At 37.3% G+C, this 12,496-nt stretch carries 13 protein-coding genes; 1 reads left to right on the forward strand and 12 read right to left on the reverse strand.

Annotation, left to right across the window (positions count from 1 at the left end; genetic code table 11):
* Positions 1–13: 13 nt before the first annotated feature.
* The 11 genes from fucU to KHA88_RS18655 all read right to left on the reverse strand — a co-directional run bounded on the left by fucU (position 14) and on the right by KHA88_RS18655 (position 10,258).
* Positions 14–436, reverse strand: a complete 423-nt coding sequence (gene fucU / locus KHA88_RS18605; protein WP_213099558.1) for an L-fucose mutarotase — start codon at positions 434–436, stop codon at positions 14–16.
* A gap of 6 nt (positions 437–442) precedes the next feature.
* Positions 443–1,336: a fumarylacetoacetate hydrolase family protein gene (locus KHA88_RS18610; RefSeq protein ID WP_213099557.1), complete on the reverse strand. Its 894-nt coding sequence runs from the start codon at positions 1,334–1,336 to the stop codon at positions 443–445.
* A 30-nt stretch (positions 1,337–1,366) separates the two neighbouring features.
* Positions 1,367–2,140: an SDR family NAD(P)-dependent oxidoreductase gene (locus KHA88_RS18615; protein ID WP_213099556.1), complete on the reverse strand. Its 774-nt coding sequence runs from the start codon at positions 2,138–2,140 to the stop codon at positions 1,367–1,369.
* Positions 2,137–2,952, reverse strand: a complete 816-nt coding sequence (locus KHA88_RS18620) for an SDR family NAD(P)-dependent oxidoreductase (protein ID WP_213099555.1) — start codon at positions 2,950–2,952, stop codon at positions 2,137–2,139. Before KHA88_RS18620 ends, KHA88_RS18615 begins: the two co-directional genes overlap by 4 nt.
* Before the next feature lie 14 nt (positions 2,953–2,966).
* Complete coding sequence (locus tag KHA88_RS18625; RefSeq protein WP_213099554.1) at positions 2,967–4,127, reverse strand: UxaA family hydrolase; 1,161 nt, start codon at positions 4,125–4,127, stop codon at positions 2,967–2,969.
* Positions 4,114–4,452, reverse strand: coding sequence for a UxaA family hydrolase (locus tag KHA88_RS18630; RefSeq protein WP_213099553.1), 339 nt, complete (start codon positions 4,450–4,452; stop codon positions 4,114–4,116). Before KHA88_RS18630 ends, KHA88_RS18625 begins: the two co-directional genes overlap by 14 nt.
* Positions 4,453–4,704: 252 nt before the next feature.
* The gene (locus KHA88_RS18635; protein WP_213099552.1) at positions 4,705–5,580 is read right to left on the reverse strand and encodes a sugar phosphate isomerase/epimerase family protein; all 876 of its coding nucleotides are present in this window, start codon (positions 5,578–5,580) and stop codon (positions 4,705–4,707) included.
* Positions 5,581–5,697: 117 nt separating this feature from the next.
* Positions 5,698–7,017, reverse strand: coding sequence for an alpha-L-fucosidase (locus KHA88_RS18640; protein WP_213099551.1), 1,320 nt, complete (start codon positions 7,015–7,017; stop codon positions 5,698–5,700).
* A 91-nt stretch (positions 7,018–7,108) separates the two neighbouring features.
* Entirely contained in the window at positions 7,109–7,963 is an 855-nt protein-coding gene (locus KHA88_RS18645; RefSeq protein WP_213099550.1) for a carbohydrate ABC transporter permease, read from the reverse strand.
* A 14-nt stretch (positions 7,964–7,977) separates the two neighbouring features.
* Complete coding sequence (locus tag KHA88_RS18650; protein WP_213099549.1) at positions 7,978–8,928, reverse strand: carbohydrate ABC transporter permease; 951 nt, start codon at positions 8,926–8,928, stop codon at positions 7,978–7,980.
* 61 nt (positions 8,929–8,989) lie between these two features.
* Positions 8,990–10,258, reverse strand: a complete 1,269-nt coding sequence (locus KHA88_RS18655; RefSeq protein WP_213099548.1) for an ABC transporter substrate-binding protein — start codon at positions 10,256–10,258, stop codon at positions 8,990–8,992.
* A 270-nt stretch (positions 10,259–10,528) separates the two neighbouring features.
* On the opposite strand from KHA88_RS18655, the gene KHA88_RS18660 reads away from it, so the two are divergent.
* Entirely contained in the window at positions 10,529–11,569 is a 1,041-nt protein-coding gene (locus KHA88_RS18660) for a LacI family DNA-binding transcriptional regulator (RefSeq protein WP_213099547.1), read from the forward strand.
* Between the two features lie 19 nt (positions 11,570–11,588).
* Here KHA88_RS18660 and KHA88_RS18665 read toward each other — a convergent pair whose 3' ends face one another.
* Positions 11,589–12,419 (reverse strand): amidohydrolase family protein, encoded by an 831-nt coding sequence (locus tag KHA88_RS18665; RefSeq protein WP_213099546.1) that lies wholly within the window; start codon positions 12,417–12,419, stop codon positions 11,589–11,591.
* Positions 12,420–12,496: the final 77 nt, after the last annotated feature.

Consider the following 12,496-nt stretch of genomic DNA (forward strand, 5'->3'; position numbering starts at 1 on the left):
TCTAATCAAATATTTAGATTACGCCTTTTTTCAAAATTATATTTGCATAAAGCGCTTTTTCACTAGTTGCGACAACAGCAAAGGCTTTTTTTGTGCGTTCATAAAATTCAAATCGCTCGATGTATTCGATAGGGAATGAACGCTCATGCTCATGTATAATATTTTCATATTCTTTCCAAATCGTTGGTTGAACGGTGTCACCCGGAACGACAGCCATAACCCCAACAGGATGTTCGACATATGTATCTAACGGCAGAAACTGTAGAATAGCAGATAATAGTTCAGGTATGCCGTGCCCGTCGCTACGAATTAAGCGCTGAGCGTGGCTGGCAGACGGAAAATTCCCATCTGCCAATACGATTTCATCACCATGCCCCATCTCCATCAGTACTTTCATTAAATCTGGTGAAATAATAGAAGGTATTCCCTTAAGCATAGCTAATCACTTTTCCTCAACAAAGTAATTTGTAAGTGAACCTAATTTTTCGATTTCCACCGTTACTTCATCACCCGGCTGTAAATATACTTGCTGATCCTCCGGAAGACCTAGCACTACCCCCTCAGGTGTTCCCGTCAAAATAATATCCCCTGGCTCGAGTGTCATATATTGAGAGATGTAGCTGACGATTTCAGCACAATTGAAAATCATATCGGATGTGTTGGAATCTTGTCTTACTTCGCCATTTACATATGTTTTTAAGGAAAGATCGTTAGGATTTCCTACTTCATCTGCTGTAACTAAGTAAGGACCTACCGGACTGAATTTATCGCATGTTTTTCCGAGTAACCATTGAGGCGTTCTAAGTTGTAAATCACGAGCTGATAGATCATTCACTGCACAATAACCAAACACATGATCAAGCGCTTCGTCTTCTGAAATATACTTTGCTTTCTTTCCAATTACGATGCCTAATTCTACCTCGTAATCTAATTTTTTCGTTACTTTTGGAACTGGAATTTCACTTTTATGGCCAGTTAACGTGTTATCAAACTTATTAAATAGGATTGGTACTTCAGGATATGGAGCGTTCGTTTCATCTGCATGTTTTCGGTAATTTAATCCTACACAAATAATCTTGTGGGGCTTTGTTACGCTAGGTCCCCAAGTGATTTCATCCTCATTTACAAATACAGCTTTCTTTTCTGTCATTGCATGATCGATAAAATCTTGAAGATTCGAAACTTCAGCTTTATTTCCAGCAATAACAGACATAATATCTGTTTGAATATCAAAATTAACACCATTCTTTGCTGAAGCTGAAACATCAATAATTCCTTGTTCCGTTTTTACCCCTAGTTTATGTACACCTTTATCTTCGAAAGTTAATAGTTTCATATTAATCTTCTCCTTTAAATGTTTTAGCTATTATGCGTTCTTTCCGAATATAACTCCACCATCAATATAAAGTGGAGATCCCATCATAAATTTCGACTCGTCAGATGCTAAAAATAGAGCCGCACTTGCCACATCTTCTGGTCTTCCTAATTCACCACTTAACTGTCTTGTCTTAATTTTGTCAATTGCTTCCGTAGGATCGCTGTACGATGTTTTTAAGTAATTTTCTACAAATGGTGTCATAATCGTTCCCGGAAGTAATGCATTCACGCGAATATTATAAGGGGCATAGTCCACTTGCATCGCCTTTGTCAGTGAGAGAATCGCTCCTTTAGTCGCAGAATATAACGCTCTTTGAGATAAGCCCATTTCAGCGGCACAGGAAGACATATTAATAATACATCCGCTCTTCTTTTCCATCATATGGGGAATAATATACTTAGATGGTAAAAAGACCCCTTTTACATTCACACTCATGACTTTATCCCATACTTCCGGTTCAACCTCGTCTAAACGACCAACATTGCTCATTCCAACATTATTAAATAAAACATCAATCTGTTTGAATTCTTGGATGACATAGTTTGCAAGAGCTTGTACCGATTCAGGGATCGTCACATCAGCATGAAAGAATGATGCACTTCCACCTTGACTAGTAATCTCTTCAACCGTCTTTTCACCATTTTCTTGATGTACATCGTTTACAATCACATGCGCACCTTTTTCAGCGAAAAGAAGTGCAGTAGCTCTTCCAATGCCGCTGCCAGCACCAGTAATTAATGCTATTTTACCGTCTAATCTCATAATATTAACTCCCGTTCCGCTTCCATATGGTCTTCTGGCTGAGCGGCTTTTACCGTTAGACCACCATCTACCATGAGTAGATGTCCGTTCACTTGCATTGCCTCATCAGACGCTAAAAAGACGACCGCATCGCCGATTTGCTTTTCAGTACCGAGTCTTTTCATTGGGTTAGCCTGGATTTCCTTTTTAAGAATCTCTTCATCTTGCAAATAATCATGACACATATCCGTTGCAACCGTACTTGGTCCAACTGCATTTACATTAATATTATATTTTCCTAGCTCAATCGCTAAAGCTTTCGTCAAATGACTGGCTGCAGCCTTCGATGAAATATAATGCGGAATGACAGGGCTCGTCACAAGTAAACTCGCCGTTGATGTAATATTAATGATTTTACCGTACCGTTTTTCGATCATTTTCTTGGCTGCTCTTTGAGATGTAAGGAAAATGGACTTTACATTCGTTTGATACGTTTGATCCCATTTTTCCTCAGATAGCTTCATAAATGGTTCGAATGGTGCGATACCAGCGTTATTCACAAGAATATCGATGAATCCAAGCTTCTCTTCCACTTCGTCGATCATTTGGTCAACTTCGTGCTTAACTCCGACATTAGCTTTGACAACGATTGCACGAATATTAAACTTCTCTTGGACTTCATTTTTTAATGCTTCAGCTTTTTCAAAGGAACTTGGAGATGTGTAGTTAATCGCAACATGTGCCCCTTCTTCTGCAAGTCTTTCCACAATGGCCGCTCCAATACCCCGACTGCCACCCGTTACTAAGGCCACACGGTTTTCAAGTCTTTTCATAATGTATTCCTCCCCTACAAGCTAATTCCAATTCTGCTAATACTAAATTCGGCATGCCCTAAAATCTCAGCTTTTGTTTGTTCACCATTCGCTACATCCAGGATAAATTGATGAATCTTGTTACCAGCTTCATCTAATGTTTCTTTCCCTTGCAAAACAGCACTTGTATCTACATCCATATTATCTGCCATCCGTTTTGCAGTAAGTTCATTTCCAGTTATTTTAATGACAGGGATAATTGGATTCCCTGTCGGGGTCCCTCTGCCTGTTGTAAAACAAACGACATGAACTCCAGCTGCTGCCATACCTGTTACGCACTCAATATCGTTTCCTGGAGAATCCATAAAATAATAGCCCTTCCCCGGAATTTCGTCAGCAAAATCAACTACTCCCTCAAGTGGAGCTGTACCAGCTTTACTAATACATCCGAGTGATTTTTCTTCAATGGAAGATAAACCGCCTTCAATATTGCCTGGGCTTGGATTCCCACCACGCATATCAACACCCATGCGCTCGATTTCATTTTCAAATTGTTTAATACTTTCATATAGTTTATCTTTCACTTCTTGATTCACTGCTTTGGCGGCAACGAGGTGTTCAGCTCCAATAATTTCGGTTGTTTCACCCATGACAATCGTTCCACCTTCACCAAGAATGAGATCAGCCGCTTTCCCGAGTGCAGGATTACTGCACAAACCGGAAGTGAAGTCAGATCCTCCACATTTCACGCCTACGATCAGTTCTGAAACAGGTACATCTTCTACTGGAGTATCCTCAATGAGCTTCATCAGTTTTTGAGCTTCCTCAATCCCTTTTTGTATCGTTTTAATGGAACCGCCTTCAGTTTGAATATCAATCCATACAACTGGTTTACCAGTAGTCTCAATTTCAGCTTTTACTTCTTCGGCATTGATGACTTCACAGCCAAGACTGACAATCAATACTGCTCCAACGTTTGGATTTTTCCCCATACCGACAAGCACTTTATGCGTTCTTTCCTTATCTGAACCAACTTGACTGCACCCGTGTTGATGAGGGATGGCAACAGAATTCGGTACTTGTTGTTCAATTCTTGAACAAACTTGATTCGCACAAACAACTGTCGGAAGAATTAAAAGATGATTCCTTATGCCAATTTTGCCATTTTCCCTCCGATACCCTTTAAACGTTTGCATGTTCTTTACCTCCTTCTTTTTTATCTCCTCGACCCCTGATGCCTTCGATGTTATGAACATGTACATGCTCTCCAATTTGAATCTCAATAGTGGAAGCACCGATGACTTCTCCATATTTGATCACTTCTTCATGAGGGTGAATATTAGTAATCGCCACTTTATGACCAAAATTTATGTCTTGTTTTAAAGCTATCTCGAAAGTTTTTCCTTCTTTCGTATATGTCAAAAGTTCACCTTTTTTAAAATCTTTTAGTAAGGTTGCAACATTATCTTTTTCGTCCATGACGATAGACGTTATTCCTTCTTGATAAGTCCGTTCAGACATTTTGTAATCTCCTTTCAAAAATAACCTTATAATAATATTGTAAAAGATAATTGTTACCGATAACAGAATAATAACAAACAATTGATCAATAGGTCAATTAATTTTTTAACTATTCCTGATTTTATTACTTTTCTTTTTACGAATATATTAAATTAGCATTAAAAAAGAAGAATAAATTCCTTCTTTGTTAATGCTACAACTATTTAACATCCGGTTTTTGCATGTAGATATATCCGTCCCTTTAGAATCTTATCATTTAACCTCATTCCAAAATCTTCTTAAGTTATCCATTCCTATTTTAGATCCTCTCTTACAGTCTTCCATTCCTTCAAATTCAACTGTAATATAGCCATCATATCCAGATTCTTTAATAAGTTTTACAATCTCTCTAATATTAATGTCACCATGTCCAACAATCGCACCTCTTAAGAAATTTCCATTCGCCGTTTTGAACCAATCACCATTCCCTGGATCATGGAAATATGGGCGGACATAAAAATCTTTAAAATGAACGAGCGATGCAAAAGGTAAGTTTCTCTTAACCCCAACAATTGGGTCCTCATCAACACACATAAAGTTTCCGACATCTAAAGTTGTTTTAAAGTTAGGACGATCAACCTCTAACAGTACGCGCTGAACTCGGTCACTTGCCTGTACACATTGACCATGGTTTTCAATCGTTGTAGTTATTCCAAATTCAGCGGCATAATCCGCGATTTGTCTACTTCCTTCTACCATTAATGGTAAATTTTTTTCAAACGATTCAATTGTTATTTTTTCGGGGGGAAGTGTAAATGCCGTTACGTCATGGCGCATATGTTTAATACCCATACGATGGATCAAATCCACATGTTTCTTTAACCTTTCCACTTCTGCCACAAATTCATGATCGGTCTCTTGAACAAAGTTAGCTGGCATGGAATAGTTTGATAGTTCAATGCCCACTGCTTCCGCTTTATTGCGAACCGCATCGGCAAGTTCAAGATTATCGACTAATGTAAATCCGTATGGAACAATTTCCATGTGCTCTCCTTCATTGTCCGCAATCCATTGAACAACATCGAGAACATTCATTTCGCCTGTTTTTAGTGCACCTAGTAAGCTATATGTACTTAAACCGATTTTCATATTCTTAATCCCACCTCTAAAAAAACTTAGCTGCAAGTAGTTACTATGATTTTTTTGTCTGAAAGAACTAGCATTAACACAGAGGGGGTCCATTCTCTCCGTGTTAATGCTAGTTTGTTAGTCTTCTTTTAAAAAGATTTCTACAACCGGAACTGCAACATCAGGCTTTTGCACAGGAAGTTCTAATGTTACTGTTCCCGGTTTTACACGGGTAGATATATGAGTAAGTTCTTCATTAGGATCATGTTCTTTATATTGTATCTCGGATGCATCATGCAAAAATTGAGTATAATCTATTTTCCCTGCAAGTCCTTCCAAATGTATATGTCTAAACGGCCACGAGAAGATATGGAGATATAGACGCTTTCCCTTTTGAGTAAATCGGCAATCTAATGGTGCAGTATACTCACTGTTTGTTGCACCATATATAGAACGGGAATTCACTCTCATCCATTTGCCAATCTCACTCAAACTATCTAGAGATTTTTGATCAAATTCTCCTCTAGCATTTGGCCCAACATTTAGTAATAGATTCCCGCCTTTGGAAACGCTGTCAATTAGCATTTTTATTAACACATCACCCGATTTCCAATCAAGATTATCTCGATCATATCCCCAACTTCCATTAAGCGTTTGGCATGCTTCCCATATGACTGGTTGTCCATCCTCGGTTACCGCCTCACTTGGTTGATATTGTTCTGGCGTTACAACGCCACGCCCTAAATCTAAACGATCATTTAGTATGATATCTGGCTGTAATTCTAGAATCATCTTCTCCAACTTCTCGGACTGCCAGTCTTCCGCTCCTTTACCAGTTGCCCAACCCCAACTTCGCTCAGGATAAGAAAAGTCAAACCATAAGTAGTCAATCTTTCCATAGTTCGTTAATAATTCTCGGACTTGTCCATGCAAATACTCTGCATATTTTTCAATATTTCTTTCTGTTGCATTCGCCTTAAACGCCTCATCATCTCTTTGAGGATGCAGTCCATCAACCGGGAACTCTGGATGATGCCAATCAATGACAGAATGATAGAATCCTACTTTTAGCCCTTCTTCCCTAAATGCGTTTACCATTTCTAACAATAAATCACGTTTTGCCGGTGTATTAGTAGCTTTATAGTCTGTTAATTCGCTATCCCATAGCGCAAATCCTTCATGATGCTTCGTAGTAATTACAAAATACTTCATTCCTGCGTCTTTTGCAGCACGCGCCCATTTTTTTGGGTCATACAAATCCGGATCGAAATATTTAAAATATTTATTGTATGTATCCGGATGAATCTTCTCCCGATTCATTACCCATTCATGCCTGGCAGCGTTTGAATACAGACCCCAGTGAATAAATAATCCAAATCGATCATGTAATAACCATGCTGGGTCTCCATAGTTTGTTGGCCAGTTGGCGGTTTTTGTGATTTCGCTTACAGTAGTCATAAATCCTTACCTCCTAGATTTAATAGTAATTTATAAGAAAAACTAAATATTTTTAGTTCATCTACTAGTTCATCATTCTAAGTATACTTGGTCATCGTCCACCCATACCACTGAGAGTTATGCCCTTAATAAAGTACTTCTGAGCGAATATAAACAAAATTAGTATTGGAATGATAGCTATAGCTGATGCTGCCATCATCAGATGCCATTGTGTTCCATTTTGCGTTTGGAACATAGCTATTCCTAGTGGAAGTGTTTTCATTGTATCCGAGTTTGTAACAATCAATGGCCATAGGAAATTGTTCCATTGTGAAATAAAAGTAAAGATTGCCAGTGTTACAAGGGCTGGACCAGATAATGGCAATATAATTCTCCAGTACATCCCTAACCGTGAACAGCCATCTATTCTTGCTGCATCCTCTAATTCAAAGGGAATTGATAGAAAGAATTGCCTTAGCAAAAATGTACCAAATGCAGTAAATGAACCAGGTAAAATTAACGCTTGATAAGTGTCAACCCAATTCAAGTATTTCATTAACATAAATAATGGGACGATCGTTACCTGTCCTGGTATCATCAATGTACCAAGGTAGAGTAGAAATAATGTGTCTCTCCCTCGAAACTGCATTCTAGCAAACGCATAGGCTGCTAGAGATGACGTCAACAATACTAGAAAAACAGAAGTAACTGAAATTATAATATTATTTAAATAAAACCTTAGAAAAGGAAAGTATTCCCACGCCTCTGCATAATTTCTCCATTCGAATTTATTACCGAACCATTTTGGTGGGATACTAAATATTTCATTAGGTGGTTTGACAGATGTAGCTAACATCCATAAAAATGGAATTAAAAATATAGAACCTACCATTAAAAGTAAAATGTAATTTAATATGGGTAAAGTTTTCGATAAGGTAGTATTTGCTTTTGTGTCTCTATTCTCCATCATTTGTCCCCCCATCATTCATAATGAACCCAACGCTTTTGAAATTTCATTTGAAAAAATGTTACTAAGAAAATGATTGCAAATAATACCCAAGCTATTGCAGATGCGTAGCCCATTTTGAAAAACTCAAATCCATTTTGGAAAATATAATAAACAATCGTATTTGTAGAATTCAGCGGACCTCCACCAGTCATAATAAACGCTTGGTCAAAAACCTGAAATGATGTAATAAGCGTCATGATAATACCAAAAAACAATGTCGGTGAAAGCATAGGTAACGTTATTTTCCAAAAACGTGTCCATTTATTTGCTCCATCGATAGATGCAGCTTCATAAAGCGTATCAGGTATGCCTTGCAAGCCTGCAATGAAAATGACCATATTATAACCAAATCCTGCCCATACACTCATAATCACAATGGATAGCATTGCATATTTAGGATCCCCCAACCAGTTAGGCCCTTGTACACCTATTGTTTTCAAAAAACCATTGATTAGTCCGTAATCAGGCTGATATAGCCATTTCCAGATGAGGGCTGAGGCTACCATCGGTGCTAATACAGGCATAAAGAACAAGACACGAAATAGTGCACCTCCTCTTAAAACTGAATTCAACCAAACTGCAAAACCAACAGACACGATCAGATTAATTGGTAATAGAAGCACTACGTAATAAAAGGTGTTTAAGAGAACTTTGCCGAATTCGTCGTCTTCTGTAAATAGCTTGATATAATTTTCGAGACCTACAAACTTAGGACTTGCGAGTAAAGGCCACTCAAAGAAGCTGATCGCAATCGATGCTATCACTGGTATAGCAGTAAAAACTAGAAAACCGATTATATTAGGTAATAGAAACAGATAAGGGGTTATGCCTTGAATTATTTTCCTTCTTTTATCGGTCTTAGAAATAGACTTTGGGATTCGTTTACTAGTTTTGGTTTCAATTGATATATTTGAAGTTGACATTCCAACACCTCTAATCTATAGGCTATGAACTAGGCGGTTTATAACCTGCCTAGTTCATTTGCTATTTATTAATTTCATTATCAAGTTTTTCTTGAATCTTATTTAAGGCCGGCTCAACTTCTGACTTTCCAAAGAAGATCGATTCTAAATCTTGTTTAATAATATTTTCGGCTTCAGTAAATTTTGGAGTTGTTTTATAAGGTCTTGAATTATCACCTTGTTTTTTAAACATTTCTACATGCTCTAGGCCACTGCTCTCTTCAAACTTGACAACCGCAGAATCTCTTGCGGGATATGCTCGACCAGCCTCGGCCAATTTTGCCAGGTTTTCCTTACTTGTAATAACTGATATGGCCTTAAATGCTTCCTCTTTATGTTTTGACTTTGCAGATACACCGAATCCTGAACCAGCAGATAAGCTTACATTTTCTCCTGTTGGAGCTATTGGTAATGTCGATACATCAAATTTAAAATTATTAAATTTTTTATAACTTACTAAACTCCATGGCCCATCAATGATCATCGCGACTTTTCCAGCTTGCCAACGTTCATTTGCCGGACTTGTGGATAATTCTTCCGCAGAAGGCGAAACTTTATGTTTAAATACGAGATCAGACAAAAACTCGAATGCCTGTACTGTTTCTGGTTCGTTTAATGTATACTTCCCATCTTCCGTTACGTAATCACCACCAAGTTGCCATATCCAAGGGACGGCATCCCATAAACTTCCAGATGTCACAAATCCATATTCCTGGTCTTCAGGGTGTGTTAACTTTTTAGCACGATCTAGAAAATCATCCCAAGTCATATTTTCATCTGGGTACGGCACATTTTGTTTATCAAATAAATCTTTGTTGTAATATAGTGTTGGCGCACCGAAATCATAAGGCAGAGCAACAATCTCATCTTCATAAGACATCCCTTTTAGGATTCCTTCATTAAAATCATCTATATCCACTTCTGGGTAGGAGTCTATGAAACCATTTAACGGCTCAAATACGCCCTTTTCTGCATATACGGGAACTTCTAGACTACGAATACTTACAATATCAGAAATGGTACCACTGGCTAATTGGGTTTTTAATTTCGTCCAATATGTATTCCAATCGTCTATTTGTAATTTAACTTTAATATTTGGATATTCTTCAGTTACCTGGTTTGCTATTTCCTTCCATACCTTTCGGTCTGCATCCCCACCCCAGAACTGCCATGTCAATTCAACAACATCCCCGCCTTTTTTCTCAGATGAAGCGGAATCAGCTTTTCCACCACATCCTGCTAAAGAAAGCAAAAGTACAAATAAAAGCAAACTTAATAGTGCTTTTCTCATAATGTCATCCTCCTTTTTTCCTATATTCCCAATAATCCAAAAATTAGTGATAAAAAATAACGTGTATTTTAACCTACGTGAAATTCTGCTAGAATTATAGAAACTAGATAATTTAGGTAAGCCCTTACATTTTAAAAAATATAAACCACCTCTTTTAAAAAGAATGATGTTATAATGTTGTTACTGATAACCAGATAATAACATCATGTAATATATGTGTCAACTCTAAATTTTCATAAAATTCAATTGGGCAGGAAAGGAGTATTTATAATGGTAACAATTTATGATATCGCAAAAAAAGCAAATGTCTCCGCTATGACAGTTTCAAGAGTAATCAATAAATCCGATAAAATTAGTGTAAAAACGCGTGAAAAAGTAGAAGCGATTATTAAAGAATTAAATTATCTACCTAATAGTTCAGCAAGAAGTTTAGTTTCCAAAAAAACAAAAATATTATCGTTGATGATTACAGATATTGCTAATCCATTTTTTACGAGTGTGGCACGCGGGGCCGAAGATAAAGCCATGCAAATGGGCTACCAATTAATGCTTTGCAATAGTGATGAAAATCTGGAAAAAGAGTCAAAATATATTGATATGCTTATATCTGCTGGAACTGATGGCGTATTGATTGCCCCAGCAAACGATTCTTCCAAGAAAAACATTCAAACACTAACAAAATATAATATTCCCTTTGTGTTATTAGATCGGCACATCAAGGACCTGAAATGCGATCAAGTACTTAGTGATAATGAAACAACTACTCGTAGATTATTGGAACATCTTATAAAACAAGGTCATAAGCGGATTGCTATAATCAACGGACCATTGGATGTCGCAACTGCAAGAGAACGCCATCAAGCATATTGTGATACTCTTACAGCCCATGGTTTAGAGATTAACAGTAACTTAATCCATCAAAGTCATTTTTTACAGGATAGTGATATTTCAAAAATTATAAAAAAAATGCTTGATTTACCTGAAAATGAGCGTCCAACTGCCATCTTTGCTACTAGCAACTTTATTGGGGTCGATACTGTTAAGTTCCTAATAAAATACAATATGAAGGTCCCCGAAGATATCGCGGTTGTTTGTTACGATGGACTTCCTAATTATACTGAAAGTGAACTTTTTATAACGGCCGCTGAACAGCCTTCATATCATTTTGGTTATATGGGAATGCAAATGCTGATTGAGCGGATTGAAAATACTGCTCCGGAAATGCCGAGAAAAATCGTGCTTCCGGCAGAGATTCATATTAGGAAGTCTTCACTCCACGAAATTGATAAAAATAACGAGGCCCCCCGTTAGGGAGCCTCGTTATTTTTATTTACAGTTTATAAAACTTTTTAGCATTTCCTCCAAATAACAATTCCTTTTCTTCTACAGTCAAATTTTCAGGTAAATGTTCAGTCACGATTTTTACAACTTCATCATATGACGCAGCAAGAATACATACAGGCCAATCACTGCCAAACATAATGCGACTCGTACCAAAACAGTTTATTACATGCTTTATGTAAGGTTTAAAATCGTTTATCTTCCACGATTGATGATCTGTTTCTGTAACAAGCCCAGATAGCTTACACATAACTGAATCAAACTTACAAACCTTTTTCATTCCATCTGCCCATGAACCCCATTGTTGATCCTTTATATTAGGTTTTGCACAATGATCAATAACGGCTCTTAATTTAGGGAACTCTTCTAAAAGTTCTACTATATACGGAAGATGTTTGGGATAGATTAATATATCAATTGGGAAATCATTTTCTATTAATATCTTGATATTCTTCTTTACCTCAGGCCTTAATATCCATTGATCATCATCCATACTTTGCAGCATTGGCCTTATGCCGACAAATTTCGGATTGCTTTTCAAGCGGGCAAAATGCTCGGGAAATTCTTCAGATGACAGATCAATCCACCCAACGATGCCCCCGATTGAGTCGTGATGCCCCGCCAAATCTAATAAAAACTCATTCTCATCCAAATCAGGAGAAGCTTGGACAACAATCGTTTTATCAATACTATGTTGTTTTAAATGTGCTTCAAGATCCTCGGGAAGAAAATTGCGATAAATCGCTGTTAAATCAGGAGTTGGCCAATCAGTATGTTTATTATCAAGGTTCCAATAATGTTGATGTGCATCAATTCTCATTTAATTCACCCTTTTTATAATATTTAAGACTTTATGTTACCGGGAACATTAACAATATTGGATTTAAATGTCAATGC

The organism is Lederbergia citrea (assembly GCF_018343525.1).
Classification (GTDB): Bacteria; Bacillota; Bacilli; order Bacillales; family Bacillaceae_C; genus Lederbergia; species Lederbergia citrea.